This window comes from Acinetobacter sp. YH16032, assembly GCF_013417345.1.
Classification (GTDB): domain Bacteria; phylum Pseudomonadota; class Gammaproteobacteria; order Pseudomonadales; family Moraxellaceae; genus Acinetobacter.
Map to the genome: position 1 here is coordinate 1 of NZ_VPEE01000035.1, position 25,841 is coordinate 25,841.

The following is a 25,841-nucleotide window of genomic DNA, read 5'->3' on the forward strand; positions in this document are numbered from 1 at the left end:
GTTGATTTTGTGCCACTTCACTTAAGGCTTTGGCGTTGTTTAAGCTACTTTCGAGTTGTTGTTTGGCTTCGCTTGCATCTAAATGGTTTGCTTTGGCTTGTTCTTGTTTATAGGTGGAGATGAGTATGCCTTCGCCTGCTCGTACTGCACCCCATTGGTCAGTTCTGAGTTCGAAACCTTCACCACGTCCTTCACTTTCTGCGGTTGCTTTGGGATGACTGAGATTCCCTAGGTTGAGTTGGCTCGCCCCGTGGGTGTTTTGCAGTTGGGTGGAGATTTGTCCTGTGGTGTCATCAAAGCGGAGTTGTCCATAGCCTTCGCCTTGGACTTCTTTACTTTTAATCCCTGCGAGTTTTTTAGTGTCCGGCAGTTGGCCTTGACTGTCAAATCGGGTTGGGCTGCGTTGGGCTTCATGTAGGCGGCCTACCACAAAGGGACGGTCGATGTTGCCGTCAAAGAAGTCGATGACCACGATTTCATTGATTCGAGGAAGGAAGCGTGCGCCATAGCCTTCGCCTGCCCATGGGGTCAGTACATCGACCCAAGCTGAATCGGTATCGTTGTTGTTACTGCCTGCACCGCCATCAAATTGGTGGTCTTCTGCTCGGGTAAACAGGAAGCGTACTTTGATGCGTCCCCATTCATCGACATGGATTTCTTCTCCTGCAGGTCCCACCACTTTGGCGCGTTGGGGATGGGTGCTGGGTCGATGTTGTAGTGGGTTGTATTCGGGTACGGTTTTGATGTTGCGTCGTTGTAGGATGAGTTCGCTGGCTTGGCGTTCTTGGTCCGTGTGGGTTGCTTGGTTGGTGTTTGTCTTGTGTTTTGGCGTCCATTGGCTGCGTTGTAGCAGTTGTTGGACTTGTTGGTCTAAGTCTTTGGGTAGGTTGTTTTGGTTGTAGTAGCGTTTGCCAACAATGAGGAATTCTTGAACAACTCCGCTGTGTTTTGCAATTTCTGGATGGCCATCGAGTTTGAACCAGTAGCCGACTTGGCTGTCTCTGACGCTGGCTTTGGCGATGAATTGTTTGCTTTGTCCGGCGTAGTAGTCGCTGAGGTGTTGGTTGAGTTTTTCGACTTGGCTGTTGCCTGAGGCGGTGGCTTGGTCTTCGCCTTTGAGGTCTTGGATCCATGCAGGGCTGATGTGCCATGCTTGTTCGAGGCCTAGGTTGGCATTGTCTTGGTGGTCACTGTGTTGGTGTTTGCTTTGGACTGAGCCTGCACCTTCTTCTTGTTCGAGGGCTGTGGCTTGCCAGCGTTGTAGGTGGACTGCGGTGGGTTGTAGGCTGCGTTGTCCAATAAAACTGGTGATGCTATCAAATTGTTCTGTCGCATCACTGCGGTGGTAGCGAATGTTGCGTCGGTTAAGGGCTTGGTATTGGCTGTTGTCGTCAATCAGGCGGAGCTTTTGTGCTTCGATCGGGCTGTTGTTGCTCGGTACAATCGGTTGGGCTTCATCAATGAGCCAGTTAATGCCTTCACTGCGTAGTAAGCGTGTTAGAAAATCATAGTCTGATTCATTGGCTTGCATCACAAATGGACGTATATCATATGATGCTTTTAAACCCGCCGTTGACAGACTCAAAGCGGTACTAAATAACACGCTTTTCGTCTGCCACTCTTTAAAAATAATCTCAGTGATATCAACCACGGATTTGTTCATAAATACGCGACTGTTACGGCGTTTGTGCCAAAGTGAAGTTGCATCTTCAACAGTCAACTTATATAAGGTCAACGCTCCATCACTTTGACCTTGGCTCACCCCTGTCACAATCCCAGTAGTCCGAGCTAATTTTCCAAGATCCGTAACTTGATCGACAGCCACTAAACAACCAATGAATTGCTTAAGTTGTAAATGCGCATTCGTCGATAAGCATAATACTTCAGCTTTTAAGCCTTGATTAATAAAGTGTTGACCCTGAATTCGTTGAATGAAAACTTGGCTATCTAATATTGGATTAGAAAATTTAATATGTAAGGCGCGCTTTTGCGGGCTAAGACCCAAGCCTTCTATAATTGAATTGATATTATTGAGCATAGAATGATTAAAGCTATTATTATGATTTTTGAAAATTGTAGCGTATTCCGCTCAATTTTGCTTTTAAATATTGTAATTATTCTAAACAAAAAAATAGGAACCAACGCATTGATTCCTATTTATTTCCAATGAATTTATATTGAAAATTCAAGTTTTTTAAAATGGAATTCGCTTATAACGGCGATATTCAGGCTTCCAGAAATTATCTTCAATACTTTTTTCGATAAGCTCATCACTTAATGGCAAGGCAACACCATCCTCAATCGCCGCTTTTGCAACCTTGAACGCGATGATTCGGGAGACTTTCTGCAAATCATTGAGATCAGGAAGTAAGTCGTCGTCAGGGTTTTGCAATTTTGGAGAGCAATCTGCTAACGCCATACTTGATGCCATCAGCATATTGTCTGTAACACGCGTTGCCTGCACAGCAATCACGCCTAAGCCAATCCCTGGGAAAATATAAGAGTTATTACACTGAGAAATATTGTGTAGCTTATCTTGATAATTAACAGGCATAAATGGACTACCAGTTGCAATCAAAGCGCGACCGTCCGTCCACTGAATAATATCTGCTGGTACAGCTTCTACACGCGACGTTGGATTCGACAATGGCAATACAATAGGATGCTCGCAATTGGATGCCATAGTTCGAATAATTTCTTCAGTGAATAAACCCGGTTGTCCAGAGACACCAATTAACACTGTCGGGTGTGCATTTTTTACAACATCTAGCAATGAAATGATGCCTTCCGCATCAGCCCACGCGGATACATTTTCTGAACTTTGAACCAGTTTACGCTGAAAATCTAAAAGATTTGGTTGATTATCGGTCAATAACCCAAAACGATCGACCATATAAATTCGTGATCTTGCCTCAGCATCACTCAAACCTTCGGCCACCATTTGCGCAATGATTTGCTCAGCGATACCACAGCCCGCTGAACCAGCACCCAAGAATGCCACTTTCTGGTCACGTAATTGTTTTCCTGCAGCTCGACTTGCAGCGATTAAGCTGCCAACCGCAACAGCAGCAGTGCCTTGAATATCATCATTAAAACAACAATATTGATCACGATATTTTTCCAGCAATGGCATTGCATTTTTTTGAGCAAAATCTTCAAATTGAATCAATGCTTTTGGCCAACGACGCTTAATCGCACGAAGTACATCATCCACAAAGTCATAGTATTCATCGCCACTAATACGAGGCTGATTCCAACCTAAATAAATTGGATCACTTAGCAACTGTGCATTATTGGTTCCTACATCCAATGTAATGGGTAATGTATAAGCTGGGCTAATACCACCACATGCGGTATAGAGAGATAATTTTCCGATTGGAATTCCCATCCCACCAATCCCTTGGTCACCTAAACCAAGAATGCGTTCACCATCTGTGATTACAATAACTTTGACGTTGTTCTTATTCACATTTTGTAAAATATCGTCAATGTTGGCACGATCAGGATATGAAATAAATACACCACGATGACGGCGGTAAATATCAGAAAATCGTTGGCAAGCCTCACCTACAGTTGGGGTATAAATAATCGGCATCATTTCTGATAAATGATTTTCTATGAGGTGATAAAACAAAGTCTCGTTGGTGTCTTGTATATTTCTCAGATAAATATGCTTATTAATGTCGTCATGAAATGACGTAAATTGTTGATATGAACGTTGGTGTTGCTCTTCAATCGTTTCAATCACATGAGGTAGTAAACCATTGAGATTAAAACTTGCTCGCTCCTCCTCAGTGAACGCAGAGCCTTTATTAAGGAGAGGTAGTTCAAGCAAAGTAAAGCCAGCATAAGGGGTATAAAGAGGGTGTGTTACTTCAGTGTGTTCAGTTGTCATCTCTAATCTCATGGATCAGGCCTAAATTCAGACCTTTTTCATTTCATTTTTACCATTTATTTAAGAAATAGCTTAAGCCTAAATGAAAACAAATGTATATTTATAAAATTGATAATAATATTGGTAGTATTTTTAAATTTTATAACTTCAATCCCTCATTCTATTGATAGAAAATTAGATAAAACTGTCACATTTCAAATGTATTATTCATGTTTATTAACTTTTTTTTTGCAAACTAATCTGAACGATTCAGCTCATATCGGATTCAATCGTATTTTTACTTCATTATTAGATCCACATGAAAATTACAGCTAAAATTGCCATTTTGCCATTAACTATTATTTCACTGCTAAATGTAACGGGTTGCCAAACCATCACTGACACGACCTCAAAGGTCGGTGATAAAGCACTTTCAATGGTGGGTTTAGCACGCGCCGATAAGACCCCTGAAATTGATAAAAAAGGCATTGTCGATATTAGTAAAACAACACTCGAGCAAATTGAGAAACTTAAACAAAATATGCCGATTGGTCAGTGGGTATATATCGAAAATGACCTTCAAGGAATTTATGACTTACAAAACAAAGCAGTTGATGGTCACATGCTGTTCCTGCGCTTAAATTGTAAGAATAGTGTCCAAAAACCAAGTCTCAGCATACAAAATGCGGAAGGATCAGAAATTTTAAATAGTCTTCAGCCTGAAGTTGGAACGATCCAAGTACTACTCGACAATAAGAATTACGGAAATCCTTTTAGTTTGGCGAATCAAAAAAAATTAGCGACATTTCAAACTGCTGCTCAAAAGGCCAAAACCATTAAAATCTTCCATGCATCTAAGTTATACACTTTCCAAAATGGTAAAGCAGAATTACTAAATAAGCCTGTCACGTGTATGGCTTAATTTCGAGTCATAAAACTGCCTGATTTCTATTTAAATTCACATTAAATGAGATAAAGACAATCAGGCTCAATTCAATCATCGATATGCATTAGATGTAAAAGATTAATTTCATCATCGTTAATTCTGCAAATAGCGCATAGTGATTAAAAAAACTGATTTTATTATTTTTTATGTCGGATAAGTTTTATTCAACGCAAATCTGCTTCGCTAATGAGCGCTAAATTTGCTATATTTGTCGTTTTTCTGCGACATTAATTTTTCGATAAATTATGAATACGGCAATACAAGCAGCTCTCGATCATGCAGTGCAATCTCTTCAAGCTGAAGGGGTCCTCCCATCTGACTTTAACAACAGCGGAAACTTAACGCGAACCAAAGACCGAAGCCATGGTGACTTCGCTTCGAATATTGCAATGATCGCGTCTAAAGCTGCAGGTATGAAGCCTCGTGATTTAGCAGAAAAAATTCTTGCTGCACTGCCAGAAGTTGCGGATATCAGTAAAGCGGAAATCGCTGGTCCTGGTTTTATCAACTTTTTCTTGAATGCAGACCAACGTTTTGCTGTTCTTGATGCTATTCAGGCACAAGCTAATGATTTTGGTCGTACGCAAGTTAATGCTACGAAAAAAATCCAAGTTGAGTTTGTCTCTGCGAACCCGACATCAAGCTTACATGTGGGTCACGGTCGTGGCGCAGCATATGGCATGACGGTTGCGAATTTACTTGAAGCAACTGGTGCTACAGTGGATCGTGAATACTATGTGAATGACGCTGGTCGTCAAATGGACATTTTAGCGACGTCTACTTATCTACGTTACCTTGAGTTAACTGGTCAAACATTAGTATTCCCTAAAAATGCTTACCAAGGCGATTACGTTAAAGAAATTGCACAAAGCATTATTGATCAAGACGACGATGCATATGTTCGCCCTGTAGCTGATGTTTTTAAAGATGTGCCAGAAGATGTGCAGTATGCTGAAGAACTTGATGCCGAAGGTAACAAGGTTGTAATTTCTGGCGATAAAGAAAAACACATTGATGGTCTAATTTTTAACTCGCAGACGTTAATAGGTGAAGGTTATCGCGTTTTTCATCAAGCTGCGTTAAAAGCAATTCTTGATGATATCAAAGATGATCTTGGTGAATTTGGTGTGACTTTCAACCAATGGTTCAGTGAAGCATCATTGACTGAAAAAATTGAAGAAGCATTACAAACACTTGATCAACGCGGCTTCCTCTATGAGAAAGATGGCAACATTTGGTTCAAATCAACAGAATTTGGTGATGAAAAAGACCGTGTTGTAAAACGTCGTAATGGCCAAACCACTTACTTCGCTTCTGACATTGCTTACCATCTGAATAAACTTCAGCGTGGTTATACTGACATTATTGATATTTGGGGTTCAGACCACCACGGTTATATCGCACGTGTAAAAGCGGCGATTGATGCGATGGGATATGACTCAAAAAAACTGACTGTGTTATTAGTACAATTCGTCAGCCTATGGCGCGGTGGTGAGATGGTTCAAATGTCATCTCGTTCAGGTCAATTTGTCACATTGCGTGATCTACGTAAAGAAGTCGGCAACGACGCTGCTCGCTTCTACTATGTCATGCGTAAGTCTGAACAGCACATCGACTTTGATCTAGATCTCGCGGTTTCTCAAAGTAAAGACAATGCGGTGTATTACATTCAATATGCTCATGCACGTATTTGTCGTATGCTAGAAAAAGCAAGCAGCTTGAACATCAACTTCGATGCGACCACTGCGCGTGGTTTTGCCGCAAAGCTTGAATTAGAAGCTGAAACTGAAATCTTAGCAAAACTTGCAGCATACCCTGAAATTATTGCACGTGCTGCAAACAGCCATGAACCGCATCAAGTAGGTAACTACTTAAAAGAACTTGCAGCATTGTTCCATGGTTGGTACAACGAAAATAAAGTACTCGGTGATGATGCTGATCTGACCCAAGCACGTTTGTTGTTATCGGTAAATGTTCGTCAAGTCTTGAAAAATGGTTTAGAGCTTTTAGGCGTTTCTGCACCTGAAAGCATGTAAGTCATCGAAGGTGAATCTTTTTAAAAGATTCACCTCTTTAGACTTTTATTATTGAAAAAAATGAGATAAAAACTCCATGTGATGGTAATCCAATTTTCCATTGCATGATCTTAAAATAAGAGAGGTTTCCAAGTGTTTGGAAAAACGCAGCGTGGTGTATCAGAAAGACCTAACAAACCTAAACAACCATTAATACCAAAATGGTTAGGTATGCTTGTTCTGATTTTAATTGTACTGAGTTTTGCCGTAGCCTTAATGCTATGGAAACCGTGGGCGCCAGTCCAACCAAAAAGCAATGATATTCAATCTGAACATTATCAAGAAGATACGAATAAAGATTATCGCTTCTACGATTTATTGCCTCAACAACAAGTGACTCCAATCCCCGATCAAGCTGTACCTGAAAATCAGCAAGTGAACACCGCACCTGTCATCGTGGAAGCACCTGTGGTTGCTGATGCTACAACGACAGAGGGTGAACTGATTGAAAATGCAGAACCTCAACCCGTAGCGAGTAGCTACCTTTTACAAGTCAGAAGTTATCCAGATCCAGATAGTGCTGATGCACGTCGTGCTGAAATTATTCTCAACGGCTTATCTGCAGATGTCATTAAAACCACGGAAGGCGGTCAAACCTGGTATCGGGTTGTCTCTGGACCTTATGACTCTCAAGAAGCTGCTGTCATCGCTCAGCAAACCCTACAACACAGCGGTATTGATTCAATCGTTGTAAAACGATAATCAAAAAAAAGGATGCGATTAGCATCCTTTTTTAGTCTAGAGCAAACCTAAAATTTTGCTAAGTAGCGTTGGATAAAAGAAATACACTCTGACGCATAAACTTTAGCTAAATCATGTTGTCCGTTCGGGATCACATTTAGCTCTGAATACTTAAAAGCGTGATTTAAATACTCACCTACTGCGACAGGACTAATGTCATCATCTCCGCCCCAGATTAATAGTACAGGACATTCAATTTCAGCAAGCCGTTCATCTAATTTGGTTTCATCATCAATAAACCAGTGCGGCACTTCATATTCATTTTGATATTCTGCACGCCAATCTTTAACATGAAATGGTGTTAAATCAACGCCACCTGACGTAGCGACCAACACCAAACCTTGAATCAATTTTGGATACCTCAACGCCGCTTGAACAGCAATGACCCCACCCATAGATTGAGCGATCAGAATACTTGGGCGCTGAAGATGATCAAATACATAATCTTGTAAATCTGACATTGAATTTACATGTGGATGATCAGGATATTCACCAAAACTGGGATAAGCAATGATGTGCGTGTCGTACTCAGATTCAAAATGTGATTGAACAGGTTTCCAAAATGCAGTACTGCCAGATGCTCCGGGCAGGAAGATTAATTTCACTGCCTGATCTGCCATCTTAATCACCACCCTTGATGACCGCTCGCTGATAAGCAGGTCTTTGTTTTATGCGTTTTACATACGCATGAATGTTCGGATATTTTCCATTTAAGCGCTCATCCATCGCGATTAAGGGAAAACTCATTTGGATATCTGCAAATGAAAACTGAGATATAAAAAATTCATGTTGCGCCAAATGCTGTTCTAAAAATTCAATATGTTCAGCGAGACGCGGTTGTATAAATCCATCAGTCACCCCATCAATAATTTTATTGGCAATTGGTCGAATCACAAAAGGTACTTTAGGAGGTACAAACGAGAGAACTAAGGTCATCACTAAAAGTGGCATTAATGAGCCTTCAGCGTAATGCATCCAATACTGATATTGTGTTAAGTCCGGCTGTGACTGGGGTTTAAATTGATGCTGAGTATCATAGCGATCTGCCAGATAGTCTAAAATCACCGCCGATTCTGCGATCACTAAATTATCATCAGTAATCACTGGTGATTTCCCCAAAGGATGAACCTTCTTCAATTCTGGTGGAGCGGCGTAAGTTGGCAATCTTTTATAATGTTGAATTTGGTATTCAGCACCCAACTCTTCTAGCGCCCAAATAATTCTTGAAGAACGTGATTTTTCTAAATGATGTAATGTCAGCATAAGACCACCTAATTTTATTTCTCTCTATATAGCCATTTTGAATAAAAAAAGACATCCTGCTTTACACAAAATGTCTTCTTTTTAGCTGTAAATTACAAAAATACAGAATGTTGATGCCTATTAAGTTGTCTATATTTAAATAATTGTTGTTTTAATTTCGACACTTCTGAGCATTGTTTTAGTAACGGGTGTTTTTTGGCACACATTTAAAACTTTTTCTTGTAGCGCTTCATCCAAGTTAGTTTTAAAACTTAAACGACGCTCAATCCATTCCTGCCCTTCCTTATTGGCTTTACAATCTGCCTCGACACTAAATTCGCCTAAATCCAGTCCTTTATGCTCAGCATACATCCGTAATGTAATCATTGTGCAGGAAATTAATCCTGAACAAATAAAATCATACGGTGCAGGCCCACGATCTAAACCTTGGAATGATTCAGGTTTATCGGTGAGAAATGTGTGCTGACCAGATTGAATCTCACCACCCCATTTTTCAGGTAGTGTGGTGACCTTTGCATTTGCGATCGTTGCCATTTTATTTTCCTTCTTTGTCTTATTATTTAGATGGACGCATGCTATCAGGCAATATCGGAGCTTTCAAACGCTCGCCTTGGTATGATGGAATTGACCCAAAACGAGGATCTTCTGCTATCCATTGATCACGTGCAATTTTGATTTCTTCTTGCGTACGTCCAACGAAATTCCACCATAATAAAATTGGTGATTCAAATGGCTCACCGCCCAAAAGCAGTACACGACTATTGTCATGGATCTCTACTTCCACATATTCTAGCCCTGGCTCTAAAATTACCATATTGTCTTCATCTAAATGATGACCATTGATGGTTGCTGTACCTTCAAGCGCCATAAATCCATATTCAAACTTTGGATTTAAAGGTAAACGTGCTTTTGTGGCTGCTTGCGCAAATAAATCAACACCTAAAAGCTCTGTATGTACTTTGACTGGTGATACTGTATTTAGATACTCACCGACCAATACCGTAAATTCGATACCTGACTGATTAACCACGGGTAATTCAGGATAGTGATTAAAAGCTGGTTCGATGGTAAGTTTGTCATCAGGCAATGCAATCCAAAGTTGGGCAGCATGCATTTTTGTTTCATTCGCTGGCGCGACTTCAGTATGTGAAATACCTCGACCTGCTGTCATGAGGTTGACTTGCTTGGGCTGAATCAGCTGATCTGTTGTCCCTAAGCTGTCGCTATGCAACATGGTCCCTTCAATCATCCAAGTAAAGGTTTGAAGACCAATATGTGGATGCGGACCAACATCTAGACCTTGTCCAGCTTCAAATGTCACAGGACCTGCATGATCTAAGAAGCACCATGCGCCAATCATACGCTTATGGCGACTTGGTAAAGCGCGTTTGATCACTGTTCCTTGACCAATTTCTGCACGGCGCAGTGGAAATTCCTGAATAAATTGGTTGGCGTGCTTTTCACAGTCTTCTGAATGAGACAATTCGGTATAAGTATTATTGGTCATGTTGTTATCCTAAAAGTTTGGCAAATGGCTATCTTTGTTATAGATATTAACAAGGTCATGCAAATTGAACCACCTTAGACTTAATACGCTGAATACTATGAGTAGGACAATTAGAGTTTTGTATGTATTAAAAATAGAATGCTTGCCCGCCCTTGATTTAATTGTTTTGGAAATAACTGCGATAAAGGATACTCATGCTCTAATGTATAAATAATTTTATCCAATCCAAATTGATCTGCTGTTAGATCAACCATATATCTACTTCTTACATTTAAAAGCCAAGCATGACTTTCTGTTTCCTTTATATTTTTTCCTAAAATATATTGAAATTCACCTTATCCTTTAGATTCTAAGTAAGTAGCAATCAAATTACTTGCCTTGCCACAACAAGAGTTTAGGAAATTTCTTAAAACAACGTTATTTGGGCTAATGACTTCCAATGCTTTACGTATTTTGACTAATTCTTCAAATATAGAATTCTTCTAAATTAAATTTTAGATAAAAAAATAGGAAGGACGCCTAAGCGTCCTTTTTTATTGGGGTATGTCTTGATTCAGATACTGCCGCTCACGCAGCGCTTGGGGTAATTCAAGCGGACAGCCATGCTGTCCGAAATCCCTCACTGCCGCGAGCATAGCTCTTGGCGTAATTTAGGCAAGAAACGTTGTTTCTTGAAAGCCCTAAATTACTCCCATTCAATCGTAGCTGGTGGTTTAGACGATACGTCATAAACAACACGTGAAACTTCTGCAATCTCGTTCATGATACGAGTAGAGATTTTATCAACAAGATCATAAGGAAGATGTGCGAAACGAGCCGTCATAAAGTCAACCGTTTCAACCGCACGAAGTGCAATCACCCATGCATAACGACGGCCATCACCGACTACACCCACAGATTTTACTGGTTGGAATACAGCGAATGCTTGTGCAGTTTTATCATACCAACCACTTGCACGAAGTTCTTGCATGAAGATGTCATCGGCTAAACGAAGAATATCAGCATACTCTTTCTTCACTTCACCCAAAATACGAACACCAAGACCTGGTCCTGGGAATGGATGACGATAAAGCATCTCAAATGGAAGACCTAAAGTTGTACCCAAACGGCGTACTTCATCTTTAAATAAATCACGAATTGGTTCAACCAATTCAAAAGCGAGATCTTCCGGTAAACCACCCACGTTATGGTGTGATTTAATCACATGCGCTTTACCTTGTTTGCTTGCAGCAGATTCAATCACATCAGGATAAATCGTACCTTGCGCAAGGAAGTTCACGCCATCAAGCTTACGTGCTTCTTCAGCAAATACTTCGATGAACTCACGACCAATGATTTTACGTTTTGCTTCAGGATCAACTTCACCTGCCAAAGCGTCAAGGAAACGTTGTTCAGCATCAGCACGAATCACACGGATACCCATGTTTTTCGCAAACATTTCCATCACTTGATCCCCTTCATTTAAACGAAGAAGACCATTGTCAACGAATACACATGTCAATTGATCGCCAATTGCTTTGTGAAGCAATGCAGCCACAACAGATGAATCTACACCACCTGAAAGACCAAGAAGAACCTTCTGATCACCAATCTGTTCACGTAATTGTTCAACACGTAAATCAATGATGTTTTCAGAATTCCATAGGCTACGGCAACCACAGATCTTTTGTACAAAGTTCTCAAGTAACTCTTTACCTTTAGCAGTATGTGTTACTTCAGGGTGGAACTGGATACCGTAGAAACGACGAGATTCGTCAGACACCATTGCCACTGGGCAGCTTGGTGTACTTGCAGTAATTTGGAAACCTTCTGGAATTTGAGTCACTTTATCGCCATGACTCATCCATACTTTCAATTTGTCTGCTGAATCTTCAAGATCGCCAATTAAAGCATCACGTACTTTAATATCGACTTCAGCATAGCCAAACTCATGAACTGTACCCGGTTCAACTTTACCGCCCAACTGAGCAGACATCGTTTGTAAACCGTAACAAATACCCAATACTGGTACGCCTAAGTTAAACACAACTTCTGGCGCACGTGGGCTGCCTTCAACGTGAACACTCTCAGGACCACCTGAAAGAATAATCCCTTTTGGATTAAATGCGCGGATGTCCTCTTCCGACATATCAAAAGCATACATTTCAGAATATACGCCTGATTCACGTACACGACGTGCGATCAATTGGCTATATTGAGAGCCGAAATCCAAAATCAGGATACGATCTTCGGTAATTTGAGTATTGGTAGTCATGATAACAACTATGAAAGGCTAACGAAGGATTAGCGCGCTATTCTATCATTTTTATTAAGCTTACGCACACTATTCAAATCTCTCTATATTTCAATACATTATTATTAAATATTGTCTTTTTATTCAACAATTTCAGTCGATTGCTTTGATCATTCAAGCCTTTGAGTTACATTCAGATCACGATGCAGCAGGCGAATAATTCTGTCATTTCGCCTGCATTGCGTAATTGTCATTTATTTTTCAAAACGCTGATCGATACTCCATTGACCTGCACCATGCAATACGAGAAAGATTAGACCACCCGCCATAGCAAAGTTTTTCATGAAATGTATCGAATCTTCAGGTGTACCATGAAAAAGAAATGCGGTAACTAAACTGAAACCAGCTAAAGCTGCTGCGAATAATCGTGCTTGCACCCCAAACAACAGTGCTAAGCCTCCACCCAGTTCAACCAAAATGGTTATTGGCAATAATGCACCTGGCACACCCATCGCTTCCATATATCCAACTGTCGCGCTATAACCTGCGAGTTTGCCCCATCCCGCCACAATAAAGATATATGCTAAAAGGACACGTGCGACGAAGGTTAAAGTTGCATGCACTGTGGGTTGAGCAACAATTTTTTGAATCACTTGATTTGGATTAAACATTGGGTTGACCTATCTATGTTTTGTTTTTGGTAATGACCCTAGATTAGTAGCTTTTATTTTTAGGATAAATAATCAATATAAAGAATCAGCGTTGCATAATCAGAACAATAATTCACCTATAATTTAAATCAATTGACTACTGACATCAGCGCCGATGGCTGTTAGCATTTGAACACATTTTTGCTCAGTTCACCCCTCATGGATTTAATCGATTTTATTCTGCATGTAGATGATCATCTACTTGAATTTATTACCAATTATGGCATTTGGATTTACGGAATTTTATTCCTGATTATTTTCGTAGAAACGGGATTAGTGGTCATGCCTTTTCTACCTGGGGACAGTTTACTGTTTGCAGCAGGTGCGTTAGCAGCCTCAACAGGTGCAATGGATCCGTGGCTCTTGGGCATGTTGTTATTCACTGCGGCAGTATTGGGTGATACCTTAAATTATCATATTGGAAAATATATTGGACCACGCGTTTTTGAGATTGAATCTCGATTTATCAATAAAAAACATTTGGTTTATACGCAAAAATTCTTCGAAAAACACGGTGGTAAAACCATTATTTTTGCGCGTTTTGTCCCATTCGCGCGTACATTTGCACCCTTCGTCGCTGGTGCAGGAAGCATGAACTACAAATACTTCATTACTTACAATGTCGTTGGTGCTTTCTTGTGGATTTCTTCGTTTATCACCTTGGGTTATTTGTTCGGCAATATGCCGATCGTGAAAGACAATTTCACCCATTTAATTTTCGGAATCATTATTCTAAGCGTATTGCCGGGGATCATTGGCTTTATTCGCCACAAGTTTTTCCCAAAGAAAAATCCCGAAATGATGTAATGATCTTAAGCTTCAAAAAAAGCAGATTCTCCACCAAGAATCTGCTTTTTTTTATCACTACAAAATATTGAATGGCTTAGAAAAATCCAATAATGACAGGTAACATACTGAGCATAAGTAACATGGCAGAACCTTTGTATAAGCGATCTGCGCTGACCACCGTCTGATTCCCTGCCAAGACTTTACGACCAAAATACATCCAAAATAAAGCACATGGAATTAAACATAAGGTGAATACACCCAAAACTAAAAAATAGTTTTGAAAAGAATCCCAAGTCCATGCTGGAAAAATACCAACTGCAAACAAAATAGATTTTGGATTTTTCAGAGTCGATTTAAAAAGATGACTGCGACTCATTCGAATGTTTTTTTGGCTCAATTGCTTAAGGTGTGAAGCTTTCCATAAATGAAAAGCCATCCAAATCACATAAACTGCACTCACCAAATGTAAGATATGAATCAGCATTGGCCAAATTGGTAGGGTTAAATGCACCAACAGTGCCCAAATGCTAATGCCGTAGATATAACCCAGTAACTCAAGAGGTACGAAATAGAATGCTTTTAATACACCATGGTGATGTGCTGCGCTAGCCAATAATGCATTGGTTGGACCGGGAATAAGTAATACCGCGAACACTGCAAAAATATAAAGCCAACTTTCTACCATAGATTAAAATCAGAGATTTAGAGGAGGCACACCTTAAACGAAAAACGAATTTAAAGACAAGTTTTTAAAGTGAAGAAATGATGAATGTCACGTCTATTTTCAGTTAATAATTTTATAAAATATTCATTTTAATAAATTTACATTGAAACATTTTGCTAAAAAAAAGCTGCTCAAGCTCAGATTGAACAGCCCTTTTAAATTAGTGAGCTTGCTGTTGACGCTTAGGAACATAAGGACAATTTTTAAATGTTGCCGCTTGTGAGATCGCATCTTGCTCACCATATAATCGCGACAATTCAGTATTTTTAGTATTCGATGACTGTCCCATATTGACGGAAACTGAAGGACCAAAGCCCCAACCGCCACGGCCCCAGCCACCACCAACACCTAGACCAACGCCAACACCTGTACGTTTAGGCGGTTGTACACCATTATTGATGTACTGTTGAATACGATTGAATTCAGCACCAAGTTGTACACAGTTCAATGCTTGATATTGCGTCGGGGAAACATAACTCGGTTTAACCGTCGTCGCACAAGCAGTCATCAATACAGCAACCGTACCGACTGCACCAAGTTGCATGACCATTTTCATCGCGCGTGAGTTCATACTCTTCTCAAATCTTATTTATTCTCGATTTCATTGAACAATGATTGGTAGGCCTGCGTCAATTTATGATCTGTATTTAAATAGATTAACGGCATATTTTTATGATGAGACTCTTTCATCAATACCGACGGTGGCAACATCGCATTGAGCACAGGTAGTTGCTCATCTCTGAGCTGCTGTACCACTTCACGAGGAAGTTTTGCTTGCGCTTGAAACTGGTTAACGACGATACCTTCAATTTCCAAGCGATCATTATGATCATCTTGGGTTTCCATGATGTTTTCGATCAACGTGTTTAAAGCACGCTTAGAAAAGACATCACAATCAAATGGAATCAACACTCGGTCTGCTGCAATTAATGCCGACAAAGTAAAAAAATTAAATGCAGGCGGTGTATCGATATAGATCCGATCATAAGTCCCTGCTAGATGCTGAATCGCATCACGCAGCTTATAAATTTTATGTTTGGATTCGAGGCTATGCTCTAAAGCACCAAGCGAGGGACTTGCAGGCAAAACATCGAGAGATGGGAATGGTGACTGATGTATATAGGCTTCTAAGCCTTTATTTTTATTTTTGAGTAAATTTCCAATGGCTTGACCAATCAAACCTTTGCTCGACTGATTCGCCAATACATCTTCGAAAAAATTTTCAATATTGGGTTCTAGTGCAGGTTTATCGGCATTATAAGTCGCATCATCCCCCAATAGATACTGACTGGAATTGGCCTGAGGATCGAGGTCAATGACAAGTGTCTTAAAACCCTGATGTGCACTCAGTGCAGCCAAGTTTACTGTAATACTGGATTTACCAACGCCACCTTTTTGATTAAACACCACACGTGTACGCATCATTCCCTCTAGGCTCAATTCATTCTATGAATCAAGTTTAACCTAGAGGGGTGAGAGCCTAAGCGATTGTGTCTAACAATTAACCGAAAGTTGGCTTAATCATCACAATGCCAATAATGGCCATAAATGCGACACAACTAATCAGTACCCCCGCACGACGTTGAATTAACAGTACAGACGCATCTTGGCGGTATGCTTTAATTAATGAAGATAACATTACGATCACTAAGACCACTTTGGCATAGAACCAAGGCTGAACTTGAAAATTATTCAAAAACAATAAAATCAAGCCTGTCCCAATGACCAAAGTAAATGCCAAATGTTGAAGCGCAACATAAGCCTTACGTCCTTTCGGATTGGGTTGTTGATTTTCGACGCCAAAATATAAGGTTGTCGCACGTGCTAATACAGCAATGATCAACAAGAGCAAACTCGACATATGCACGATTTTAATGACTAAGTGTGTATCCATTTCAGCCACTCTCCTACTTTTAAAATTTAAGCTTTCGGTGCATGCGCACATTCAGGACTATTTGGCGCTTTACCAGTCCATTCAGTTGGCACATAAGCATGAATCGCCAAAGCATGAATCTTTCCTGGACTCAATAGGTCACCCGCCAGTGCATATACTTTTTGATGGCGTTGTACTAAACGTAAGCCTTGAAACACTTCACTTACAACAGTGACTTTAAAATGCGATTCTTTACCAGGAAAATAGCCACCATGACCTGATGACTCATTCACCACGTCCAAGTGCACAGGAGACAATTGTTGTAAACGCTCAATTAATTGTTGCTCTAAAGTCATGCTTACATTCCACACGCATTCATTGGTTGCCAGCAGTATACCGTGAAGTTTTAGAATAAAAAGTAAATAAACTACACCGCCATTGGAGAGTTTCGCTTTAATCTTGAGCTTAAGACCAATCAAAAATTAAGCGAAATACATTGAAATGCTTTAATTTTATTCAATCACACGATATTTTTTTATAAAGTTGTTGACCCTGATTTTTCATGCTGTATTATACACGGCATGCGGGAATAGCTCAGTTGGTAGAGCATAACCTTGCCAAGGTTGGGGTCGGGAGTTCGAGTCTCCTTTCCCGCTCAAAATTTTTTCATTCAGTTTTTTCACTTAAAAAATTGATAGACTCCGCGGGAATAGCTCAGTTGGTAGAGCATAACCTTGCCAAGGTTGGGGTCGCGAGTTCGAGTCTCGTTTCCCGCTCCAAATTCAAAAAGCCCTGATCGAAAGATTGGGGCTTTTTTCTTGTTGATTTTATTATATTTTTTAAAAACTCTTCTTCCTTTGTTATTCGATTCAATAAAAAATATTCTTAATGTAATTTGTATTTTGTGACCAAGATGTGACCATAGCGTGCCCACAACAAAAAAAATGGTCTCAATTGATCTTAAATGTCCTCAATCGATCACCACTTTCAGAGCTTTTTTGAAGGCAAAAAATCACCCTGTTCTCTTCCAAACAAGGTATTTTTTACCAAATGATCAATAATTTGTGACCATTTCACTTTTTGATGTGACCATTTGTGACCAAACTACTGACTAACAGATTGTTCTTTATTGTCTTTTTCAAAAACAAATAAATCCCCTACCTGTACATCCAAATAATCACAAATTCGATCGATGGTCTCCAAATCAATTCGAGTCAATTCGCCATTATAAAGCTTATGCAAAGTTGTCTTATTAATGCCTGTACCACGAATTAAGTCAGCTACACGCATTTTTCTTTCAGCCAACAATATTGGTAGCTTACAAATAACCATTAATTTTTCCTCTAATACAATGAAAATTTAATTGCATTTAATTAAATTTGAGGTTATTTTAGGTCTAAGGATGAAAAATTCCTTACATCCGATGAATTACGCTAGGAATACAATTATGTCATATACCTATCTCACAGCCCAGCAACTGGCTGAAAAAATCCAGTACGACGCTCGTACCATTCGCAACCAGCTGAAGGACAGTGTCTTTATTGAAGGTGTTCACTACATCCGTCCTTTTGGTGGCCGCAAAATTCTTTTTGTTTGGGAACGTATTGAAACTGAAATGCTTAAATTCACTGGTTTAAGCATGGATGCTTTGCAATAAGGCTTAGGAGGTTTAACTGATGGCTACCATCCGGGAACGAAGTGGCAAACTGATTGCCGACTTTCGCTACATGGGCATTCGTTGCAGAGAAACAACCAATCTTGAAGACAATGCCTATAACCGTCGCATTTTGAAAAAACGTCTCGAACAGCTTGAGGCAGAAATCACACTGGGCACTTTTGAATACGAAAAGTACTTTCCAAAAAGTAAACGTGTCGATGATTTTAAGGAAAAAAGAAGTCAGCAAATCGCTGTACAAACTAGGGTTCCTCTTTTTAAAGAGTTTACTGAATTGTGGTTTAAGCAGAAACAAGTTGAATGGAGAACCTCATACCAGCAAAAGGTTTCAATTGTAATCAAAAACTATTTGATTCCTGCTTTTGGTAATCAGGTTCTCTCGAAAATCAAGAAGTCAGACTTGCTGAACTTCCGTGCCTCTCTCGCCAAAGTGACACACGGAAAAGATCAGACAAGTCTAAAAGCATCGAGGATCAATCAAATCATGACGCCTTTACGTATGATACTCAATGATGCGGCTGAACGATACGAGTTTGAGTCGCCTTATAAAAATATTAACAATCTGAAGGAAAGCAAGATTGAAGTCACACCTTTTTCTCTGGAAGAGGTGCATAAAATTCTTACCACAGTGCGTGAAGACTTCCGCCCCTATTACACCATTCGCTTTTTTACGGGTATGCGTACCAGTGAAATCGATGGTCTGCAATGGAAAAATATCGACTTACAACGTCGTGAAATCCATATCAGAGAAGCGTTAGTGAATGGTGTGCTTGGTGGAACCAAAACTTATGGTTCTGACCGTACCATCCAAATGAGTGATCGGGTTTATCAGGCCTTTCTACAACAGAAAAGCTTAAATAATGGCAAATCAGAGTTTGTATTCTGCAATCGTGACGGTGGACCTCTCGATTACCGTCTGGTGAATAAACGTGTCTGGCATCCGATCTTGCGCTTTCTAGGATTGAAGCCTAGAAGAGCCTATCAAACACGTCATACCGCAGCAACACTCTGGCTGTCGGCGGGAGAGAATCCGGAATGGATCGCACGTCAATTGGGGCATTCAACGACTGAAATGCTATTCCGGGTCTATAGCCGTTACATCCCCAATGTTACGCGTCGCGATGGCAGTGCTTTTGAAGCCATGCTGGAAAAACTAAATACAGAGGAGCTTGCACATGAATAGTAAAGCTTTCTTTGGTGGTGTGGTCGTCAGTCCTGAAGCAGATATGGTCGCTCGTGAATTAATCCATGAGCTACACATTCCCAAACTGCACAATCTGGCATTTTTGCTGGAGATCAACAAATGCTTCGATGATCACCAGGCGTTGAGACTCTGGTTACAGCGAATGTTGGATGAAGGGCAAGCCCATTACGATGACTTGGCCCAACAGGCCCGTCTCCGCTTAATGAGTCTCGCTCACTAATAAAACAAACACAGACAGAAGGTCATCCAATCGATGACCTTAGCCCCTCTATATCTATAAAAAGGTGAACACATGCATAAAGATATTTCAATTTGGATGCCACTCTATATTGGCGACCTACAGGCAAAATTTGCACGAATGACGGCAGAACAAATTGGTGCGGCACTGCTGTTAATGATGGATTTCTGGAAAAATGGTGCCATCCCTCATGACCTAGCTACTGTATGTAGCATCACGAAATTACCTCAGCACACCAAGGCTAAAACTTTGTTGAATACGCTGATGGCTCTGGAATTGTTTGAAGTCGAGTCTGAGCAGATTCATTCAAGTTTTTTAACCAGTTTAAAAAGCCAGGCATTGCAAAATCAGCAAATGAAATCTGATAAAGCTAAAAATGCAGCTCAAGCACGCTGGAATAAATCCGCAAGTAATGCTCAAGCATCAACCAAGCAACGAAAAGTAAATGCTCAAGCAGCTCCTGAGAAGAGCTCGAGTATTACTCAAGCCATGCTTGAATCATGCCCTTCATCTTCATCTTCATCTTCATCTTCATCTTCATCTTCATCTTCATCTTCAAATTTTGAAGAAAAAAATGAGAGTTTTTTAGAAAATTCAAAATGGATTTAGGAGATCAGCCATGGATACCATGCTTAAAACACTCCAGTTTCGCGCAGAAACAATAGAAACACTCTGCCCTACCCATCATATACCCCTGATGGAAATCGCCGGTCACAGGCTCTGTAAATTGTGTGCCAAAGAAACCGTCCATCACTCACATGCAGCCTATGCAGATGAGCTGCAACAGCGATTGCTACAACAGAAAATTAAAAATTCAGGGCTCAATAAACGTTACCTGGATCGTGGCTTCAAGAATTATGTAGTTGCATGCCCTGCACAAGACGATACCATCAAACTATGTCAGGCCTTTGCACAGCAGATTATTTCTGACCACAACCCGAACATGTTGATGATTGGTACACCGGGTACAGGTAAAACCCATCTGAGTGCATCAATTATTCGCAACATTCTGCATAATAGTACAAAATCTGCACGCTACTATACCAGTGCAGAAATCGCTCAAAAAATGATGGATACCTGGTCAGATGCTTCACGCTCTGAGAAAGAAGTTATCGACCATTTCTCCAGTTTTGATTTATTGGTGATTGATGAATATGGCCTGCATGACCGGCATGAAAAACGCCTGGAGATGGTGCATAAGATCTTATATAGTCGTTATGACAATATGAAATCTACCCTGCTGATTTCCAATTTCACAGTCCAAAATATGCAGCGGGATTTAGGTGTCCGATTATGGTCACGATTACATGAAAACAATTTGATTGTAGTACCGTGTTATTGGGATGATCGACGAATAAGCGGATAGCCAAACTCTTTGCTCAAGCCAATTATCTTCCGAGATAATTGGCTTTCTTTCTAAAGATTCAGAACATCTAACCCAGCAGATAACTCTCGGTTTCCACAATCAATATCCTATTAAGTTTGAACGGCTTTGTTGCACAAAGATTTCATAACTATATGATTTTAAAAGTTTTGATTATTTTTTGATCCAAAATTAAATTTATTTAAATCAGATGCTTACATATTTATGCAACAAAGCCACTCAAGAATACTAGTGAAGAAATCCGTAGGTGCAATACCTTGCTCTTTAAGGATTGAATAAGATTTTTCTTTAAGGGCTTCATCGATCCTGAAGTTAACAGTAGCCATCATATTTCCCAGTTATTTAATGTACTAGGAGTACTGTAATGCAAATTGCATTACAAGTCGACTTCGTATAACCGCCATTATGTTAAATAGAGGAGGATACTTAAGTGACTGTATATTATGCTTATGATTAATCACTACTTAGAATAGAAATGCATGAGAAACATTAGAAATTGGGTTACAGAGGAAATACAGTCTCCATCGTCCCAAATATATCTATTTTTTTATAAAAACATATTTATCTTTATAATCCCAACAATTATTTTTTGGTCGCTCATATTGTTTTTTAATCCATATCTTATAACTCCTATATCAAAGCTGCCAATTCATCTAGATAGTCCTACTTTTGATATAAAACAGGGAAGAATGACATCTCTAATTTTGGTTGAAGATAAGAAAAAATACTTAGCTAATTGTGCATATTTACAAAGTGAAAATGAAAGTTTTTGCGAGATCAAAAAATTGAAAAATATAATAAAAATAGAGGGCGAAATAATTGATACTAAATCAGTTTCAAAATCTAATATTTTGATAAAAAAAATTATTTTTCAGAAAACCACCTCAAATGATAATTTTGTATTTATTACCGATCCAGATGGAAGTAAACGCTGGGAGAAATCTTTAGTATTTCCGATTTATGTAACACGTTTTTTATTAATCCTATCTATTCTCTTTATTTCATTTTTTGTCTTAAAAAGAAGTTTAAATCGTCAGCGATGTTAAGATTCCCTAAAATTAACATAATACACGTTATACGAAGTTGAAAAGTTGAGAATATATTCTTGATTTTTATGTTTTTTTAAATTTAAGACCTAGGCTGGTGCCTAGGTTTTTTTTGTTATTCCCAAGTAGAAATGTCCTACCTAATAACCAAATAGAAATGTCCTATACAGACATTTCCAAGTCAAGCACAGGATTCAGATTTCGTTGTTGAATTGCTGTTTTCTGTGCTCGTCTACGTGGCATAGATTGAGAATGACTTCGTTTGTTTTGCTGTTCTAGTTCTTCATGCTGTTGCTGGATATGGGCCAAGACTGAACTCAAACGTTTATTCTCAACAATCTCTCGCTGGTTCAGCTGACTTAATTTATCGAAGATGCTGTAATTGATTTTTCTTCCCTGATATTCAATGGCGACCGTACCGTCTGGGTATTCTAGAAATTCAATATATTTACCCATGAGACTCTGGTTTTCTTCTTTATTTTCCAGCAGATAGACGCATTTATCATAAGTAATCGTCAGGCTATTCGTGACTCTGCGAGGTTCACGCCAAGTAAAAATATCATCTAACTCTTCGGCTGTTTCCATGATAGGCCGATGTAGATTCTTAGGATTAAAAGCCATCTTGGCGAACTTCTGATTGAACTGCTCAATGAAGCAGGGTAGCCAGACATTAGCTTGCTCAATCGAACAGATGCCTTTCAGGCGCATCTCCTTGATCAGACGGTCCTGAAGCGTTCTGTTGGCCCGTTCTACACGGCCTTTTGCCTGTGGTGAATTAGCGAAGATAATATCGATATTCAGGGTGCTGAGTACGCGCCCAAACTGGGTAATCTTGGTGTCTTTCTTGCTGCTTTGATTCACCCTGAAGACTGAATGTTTGTCGCTGTAAAATGCCAACGGCTTACCATGCTGCTCAATATACAAACGTGTTGAAATCATATAGTCAAAGGCTGATTCTGATTCACAGAAGCGTAAATGCTGCAATTTTCCTGTGGCATCATCGATAAACACCAGCAGACAGCATTTAGCAGCGCGTCCTTCAAACCAGTCATGGTGTGAGCCATCAATTTGGATCAGTTCACCAAAGCAATCCCGGTTGTAACGAGGCTGATACGGTCGTTTCAGGCGCTTGGATCGAGGCATCCATAAGTCAGCTGCAATCATCCAAGAACGCAGGGTTTCTACTGAAAGATCGAATCCATGTACGGTGGTGAGCTTTTCATGCGCTAAAGTGGGTCCGAAACCATGGAGTTGGTCAGAAACAATATTGAGGCACTTGAGTCTGAGTTCTTCAGGAAGTTTAGAATTGCTGATTTGGCCACGACCGGCATGGGCTAATGCAGCTGGACCTTGGGCTTTGTATTTCTGCAGTAAGCGTCTGATCTGACGTTCTGAAATATGAAGTAGCTGAGCAGCCTGGGATTGAGTTATGCGTTGATCGCAGATTTCCTGCAAGACCGACAATCGTTTAAGTTCTTTATCCGACATAGACACCAACATATCAAACCGTCCGCTAAGAAAATTGCAAAAGTGCATATTCTAAAAGCGGACATTTTTACTTTGGAGAAACCGGACATTTCTATTTTGGGCTTACATTTTTATTTCGTATAACAGCCATTATGTTAAATGGAAGGAAGCAAAATAAGTTAACATTTTGCTTCCGGCCACACTAAGCTAGAGTTTTATTTAAATAAAGCTATTTAGTAATCATTAAATTAATTAAAATCTAAATCTAACACCAGCTCCATATAACCAACCTTTCTCAGAGTTTGATTCTATTTGCCACGACGTTTCATCATTACCTTTTGAATACTCATAGGCAATGTCGATATACGGCATGATCTTTTTACTGATTTCATAGCGAGTTTCAAACCCTGCGGTTGCACTGCTTAAACCAGTTTTTTTCGCATATTTAGAGTCATCACTAAAGATAGCATCCAACTCTAAATAAGGTTGAATAATCAACTTTTGCGTAATCAGAAAATCACGTTCCGTTTCTAGGCTAAAGCCCGCATAATTGTCTTCTCCCGCATAGAGATAAGCATCAGTTTCAAAGAAATATGGCGCCATACCATGTAAGCCAATCACCGCATCAACATTTTCTTCGGTGTCTTTGCGATGATCATTGAGTTCAACTTTTTCACTACGATAACGTGCACCAATCTGTGCATCCCAAAAGTCTGAAATCATACGGCTATATAAAAGTTTGGCATCATAATGTGCATCATGCGATTCTTCTTTATCGGCATGAATTTTAATAAAAACCTTATTTTCATCTGTGCCAATACGGGTTTCAAACTCTGACTTTAAATCACCTGTGCCATCTTCATTGACAAGCCACTTATTGTCCACTGTCGTAATCGCATAAATTTGCGCACCGTGTTCTGAGCGATGATCATAATGCGAACTCTGCTGAGCATTCGCATCTGGTACATGATGTAAATGATTAACCGTAGATGTTGCCTGATGTTGTGCCTGATTCATTTGGCTATGGTTCATTTGAGAGCGATCCATTTGCATCGGCTGATTTTGACTAGAAGATGTAGCAACTGTCATTTTTTCAGGCGCACTATGATCTTCACCATTATGTGCCAAACTCACTGCACTGACCATCAACAAAGAGCTTGCTAAAACAGTTTTAGAAAAAAGATTAATGGTGCGCATGTTGATCTCCTTTCTGTACTTTTTGATCTTGCTGTTTCTCTGTTGATTTGTGATGCATTGGCTGATGACCTGCATGTTGATGGTTCATCGGTGCTGAATGTGCAGCATGATTCATTTTCCCCATCATCTGCATGTGTTGTGCATGCTCTTGTGGAGAATGCTGTGAATGATCCATCTCAGACATCGCTTGATGATTCATTGATGGTACATTTTTTCCATCAGTCTGAGCAGTTGAATGATGCCCTTCGTGCGCCAAACTTAAGCTTGTTAAACTCAATACCGCAACAGAAACAAACGCTTTAAATACAAAATTAGTGATGTGCATGTCCAGCTCCTTTTTGCTCAGTTACTTGGTGAGTTTGAGTCGAATTTGTACCTTGAATTGGCGTTGTAGACACTTGTTCATCGCTAACATTTGCCACGATCAACTTGTTCATCATTCCTGCACTCATGTGATACAACAAATGACAATGGATTGCCCATTCGCCCAACTCATCCGCAGTTAATAAAGCAGTCACTGTTTTACCCGGTGGTACAATCAATGTGTGTTTATTCGGCATATCTACCGACTCTTGACCATTCTCCAACTGCATAAACATGCCATGTAAATGCATGGGGTGCGCCATCATACTGTCATTAATAAATTTGATACGGATACGCTCGCCATACTTCACTTTTAATGGCTCAGCATCGCTGAATTTTTTACCGTTAATCGTCCAAATATAACGCTCCATAGTACCGCCCAAACGCACTACTAATTCACTGCTAGCTTCACGAGTATCTTTTTGCGGTTCTAAAGATTTTAAATCACTATATTGCAAGGCTTTATTGCCCGCAGGTGTAGATGCATTTGCCCAACCATAAACCACTTGATCATTTTCTTGTGGTTTTGCTG

Annotated in this window: 28 protein-coding genes, 2 tRNA genes and 1 pseudogene; 12 read left to right on the forward strand and 19 right to left on the reverse strand. The window is 39.9% G+C overall.

Going from position 1 to position 25,841, the window contains the following annotated elements; translation table 11 throughout:
* Together FTV32_RS13760 and FTV32_RS13765 are read right to left on the reverse strand one after the other, a co-directional pair.
* Positions 1–2,038 (reverse strand): type VI secretion system Vgr family protein (locus FTV32_RS13760; RefSeq protein WP_180028960.1); only part of this gene is annotated, 2,038 nt, incomplete at its 3' end.
* A 156-nt stretch (positions 2,039–2,194) separates the two neighbouring features.
* On the reverse strand, positions 2,195–3,895 hold the full coding sequence (locus tag FTV32_RS13765; protein ID WP_180028961.1) for an NAD-dependent malic enzyme: 1,701 nt from the start codon (positions 3,893–3,895) through the stop codon (positions 2,195–2,197).
* A gap of 298 nt (positions 3,896–4,193) precedes the next feature.
* Between FTV32_RS13765 and FTV32_RS13770 the strand changes: the two genes are divergently transcribed.
* From FTV32_RS13770 to FTV32_RS13780, 3 genes are all read left to right on the forward strand, one after another.
* The gene (locus FTV32_RS13770; RefSeq protein WP_180028962.1) at positions 4,194–4,796 is read left to right on the forward strand and encodes a hypothetical protein; all 603 of its coding nucleotides are present in this window, start codon (positions 4,194–4,196) and stop codon (positions 4,794–4,796) included.
* 269 nt (positions 4,797–5,065) lie between these two features.
* Complete coding sequence (gene argS / locus FTV32_RS13775) at positions 5,066–6,856, forward strand: arginine--tRNA ligase (protein WP_180028963.1); 1,791 nt, start codon at positions 5,066–5,068, stop codon at positions 6,854–6,856.
* A 132-nt stretch (positions 6,857–6,988) separates the two neighbouring features.
* Positions 6,989–7,597: an SPOR domain-containing protein gene (locus FTV32_RS13780; RefSeq protein WP_035268975.1), complete on the forward strand. Its 609-nt coding sequence runs from the start codon at positions 6,989–6,991 to the stop codon at positions 7,595–7,597.
* Positions 7,598–7,644: 47 nt separating this feature from the next.
* Here the strand turns inward: FTV32_RS13780 and FTV32_RS13785 are convergent, their stop codons facing one another.
* From FTV32_RS13785 to FTV32_RS13810, 6 genes are all read right to left on the reverse strand, one after another.
* The gene (locus FTV32_RS13785; protein WP_218947423.1) at positions 7,645–8,256 is read right to left on the reverse strand and encodes an alpha/beta fold hydrolase; all 612 of its coding nucleotides are present in this window, start codon (positions 8,254–8,256) and stop codon (positions 7,645–7,647) included.
* Between the two features lies 1 nt (position 8,257).
* On the reverse strand, positions 8,258–8,899 hold the full coding sequence (locus FTV32_RS13790; RefSeq protein ID WP_092767910.1) for a glutathione S-transferase family protein: 642 nt from the start codon (positions 8,897–8,899) through the stop codon (positions 8,258–8,260).
* 135 nt (positions 8,900–9,034) lie between these two features.
* On the reverse strand, positions 9,035–9,433 hold the full coding sequence (locus FTV32_RS13795) for an OsmC family protein (RefSeq protein WP_180028964.1): 399 nt from the start codon (positions 9,431–9,433) through the stop codon (positions 9,035–9,037).
* Between the two features lie 22 nt (positions 9,434–9,455).
* Positions 9,456–10,406 carry a pirin family protein gene (locus FTV32_RS13800; RefSeq protein ID WP_180028965.1) on the reverse strand — a complete coding sequence of 317 codons (951 nt, stop codon included), beginning with the start codon at positions 10,404–10,406 and terminating at the stop codon, positions 9,456–9,458.
* A 685-nt stretch (positions 10,407–11,091) separates the two neighbouring features.
* Positions 11,092–12,660 (reverse strand): glutamine-hydrolyzing GMP synthase, encoded by a 1,569-nt coding sequence (guaA, locus tag FTV32_RS13805; RefSeq protein WP_092767916.1) that lies wholly within the window; start codon positions 12,658–12,660, stop codon positions 11,092–11,094.
* 233 nt (positions 12,661–12,893) lie between these two features.
* Positions 12,894–13,310 carry a DoxX family protein gene (locus tag FTV32_RS13810; protein WP_180028966.1) on the reverse strand — a complete coding sequence of 139 codons (417 nt, stop codon included), beginning with the start codon at positions 13,308–13,310 and terminating at the stop codon, positions 12,894–12,896.
* Between the two features lie 198 nt (positions 13,311–13,508).
* Between FTV32_RS13810 and FTV32_RS13815 the strand changes: the two genes are divergently transcribed.
* Positions 13,509–14,156 (forward strand): DedA family protein, encoded by a 648-nt coding sequence (locus tag FTV32_RS13815; RefSeq protein ID WP_180028967.1) that lies wholly within the window; start codon positions 13,509–13,511, stop codon positions 14,154–14,156.
* Between the two features lie 76 nt (positions 14,157–14,232).
* Here the strand turns inward: FTV32_RS13815 and FTV32_RS13820 are convergent, their stop codons facing one another.
* The 5 genes from FTV32_RS13820 to FTV32_RS13840 form a co-directional block, all read right to left on the reverse strand.
* Positions 14,233–14,823: a LysE family translocator gene (locus tag FTV32_RS13820; protein ID WP_092767920.1), complete on the reverse strand. Its 591-nt coding sequence runs from the start codon at positions 14,821–14,823 to the stop codon at positions 14,233–14,235.
* Between the two features lie 199 nt (positions 14,824–15,022).
* On the reverse strand, positions 15,023–15,412 hold the full coding sequence (locus FTV32_RS13825; RefSeq protein WP_373683364.1) for a hypothetical protein: 390 nt from the start codon (positions 15,410–15,412) through the stop codon (positions 15,023–15,025).
* Positions 15,413–15,447: 35 nt separating this feature from the next.
* Positions 15,448–16,284, reverse strand: a complete 837-nt coding sequence (locus FTV32_RS13830; protein WP_180028975.1) for a ParA family protein — start codon at positions 16,282–16,284, stop codon at positions 15,448–15,450.
* A gap of 79 nt (positions 16,285–16,363) precedes the next feature.
* Complete coding sequence (locus FTV32_RS13835) at positions 16,364–16,756, reverse strand: SirB2 family protein (protein ID WP_180028969.1); 393 nt, start codon at positions 16,754–16,756, stop codon at positions 16,364–16,366.
* A gap of 26 nt (positions 16,757–16,782) precedes the next feature.
* Entirely contained in the window at positions 16,783–17,091 is a 309-nt protein-coding gene (locus tag FTV32_RS13840) for a BolA family transcriptional regulator (protein WP_180028970.1), read from the reverse strand.
* Between the two features lie 227 nt (positions 17,092–17,318).
* Between FTV32_RS13840 and FTV32_RS13845 the strand changes: the two genes are divergently transcribed.
* Positions 17,319–17,391: transfer RNA gene (locus FTV32_RS13845), tRNA-Gly, on the forward strand.
* Between the two features lie 47 nt (positions 17,392–17,438).
* Positions 17,439–17,514: transfer RNA gene (locus tag FTV32_RS13850), tRNA-Gly, on the forward strand.
* Positions 17,515–17,839: 325 nt separating this feature from the next.
* Here the strand turns inward: FTV32_RS13850 and FTV32_RS13855 are convergent.
* Positions 17,840–18,067: a helix-turn-helix transcriptional regulator gene (locus tag FTV32_RS13855; RefSeq protein WP_160241737.1), complete on the reverse strand. Its 228-nt coding sequence runs from the start codon at positions 18,065–18,067 to the stop codon at positions 17,840–17,842.
* A gap of 115 nt (positions 18,068–18,182) precedes the next feature.
* Between FTV32_RS13855 and FTV32_RS13860 the strand changes: the two genes are divergently transcribed.
* The 5 genes from FTV32_RS13860 to FTV32_RS13880 all read left to right on the forward strand — a co-directional run bounded on the left by FTV32_RS13860 (position 18,183) and on the right by FTV32_RS13880 (position 21,218).
* The gene (locus FTV32_RS13860) at positions 18,183–18,392 is read left to right on the forward strand and encodes a hypothetical protein (RefSeq protein ID WP_000122748.1); all 210 of its coding nucleotides are present in this window, start codon (positions 18,183–18,185) and stop codon (positions 18,390–18,392) included.
* 19 nt (positions 18,393–18,411) lie between these two features.
* Positions 18,412–19,593, forward strand: a complete 1,182-nt coding sequence (locus tag FTV32_RS13865) for a site-specific integrase (RefSeq protein WP_160241738.1) — start codon at positions 18,412–18,414, stop codon at positions 19,591–19,593.
* Positions 19,586–19,834 (forward strand): hypothetical protein, encoded by a 249-nt coding sequence (locus FTV32_RS13870; RefSeq protein WP_004895356.1) that lies wholly within the window; start codon positions 19,586–19,588, stop codon positions 19,832–19,834. The genes FTV32_RS13865 and FTV32_RS13870 overlap by 8 nt, the downstream gene beginning before the upstream one ends.
* A gap of 72 nt (positions 19,835–19,906) precedes the next feature.
* Positions 19,907–20,461 carry a DUF1376 domain-containing protein gene (locus FTV32_RS13875; RefSeq protein WP_180028971.1) on the forward strand — a complete coding sequence of 185 codons (555 nt, stop codon included), beginning with the start codon at positions 19,907–19,909 and terminating at the stop codon, positions 20,459–20,461.
* Between the two features lie 10 nt (positions 20,462–20,471).
* Positions 20,472–21,218 (forward strand): ATP-binding protein, encoded by a 747-nt coding sequence (locus tag FTV32_RS13880; RefSeq protein WP_168408777.1) that lies wholly within the window; start codon positions 20,472–20,474, stop codon positions 21,216–21,218.
* 230 nt (positions 21,219–21,448) lie between these two features.
* Here FTV32_RS13880 and FTV32_RS13885 read toward each other — a convergent pair.
* Positions 21,449–21,562: pseudogene (locus FTV32_RS13885) on the reverse strand (type II toxin-antitoxin system RelB/DinJ family antitoxin); the annotation flags it as partial.
* A 276-nt stretch (positions 21,563–21,838) separates the two neighbouring features.
* Between FTV32_RS13885 and FTV32_RS13890 the strand changes: the two are divergent.
* Positions 21,839–22,282 carry a hypothetical protein gene (locus tag FTV32_RS13890; protein ID WP_218947424.1) on the forward strand — a complete coding sequence of 148 codons (444 nt, stop codon included), beginning with the start codon at positions 21,839–21,841 and terminating at the stop codon, positions 22,280–22,282.
* A 162-nt stretch (positions 22,283–22,444) separates the two neighbouring features.
* On the opposite strand, the gene FTV32_RS13895 is transcribed toward FTV32_RS13890, so the two are convergent.
* The 4 genes from FTV32_RS13895 to FTV32_RS13910 form a co-directional block, all read right to left on the reverse strand.
* The gene (locus FTV32_RS13895; RefSeq protein WP_180028972.1) at positions 22,445–23,770 is read right to left on the reverse strand and encodes an ISNCY family transposase; all 1,326 of its coding nucleotides are present in this window, start codon (positions 23,768–23,770) and stop codon (positions 22,445–22,447) included.
* 231 nt (positions 23,771–24,001) lie between these two features.
* A complete protein-coding gene (locus FTV32_RS13900) occupies positions 24,002–24,946 on the reverse strand; it encodes a copper resistance protein B (RefSeq protein ID WP_004668309.1) in 945 nt (314 codons plus the stop codon).
* Entirely contained in the window at positions 24,933–25,271 is a 339-nt protein-coding gene (locus tag FTV32_RS13905; RefSeq protein WP_180028973.1) for a hypothetical protein, read from the reverse strand. The genes FTV32_RS13900 and FTV32_RS13905 overlap by 14 nt, the downstream gene beginning before the upstream one ends.
* Positions 25,258–25,841: multicopper oxidase domain-containing protein (locus FTV32_RS13910; protein WP_180028974.1), on the reverse strand; the 584-nt coding region annotated here is incomplete at its 5' end. The genes FTV32_RS13905 and FTV32_RS13910, both read right to left, overlap by 14 nt.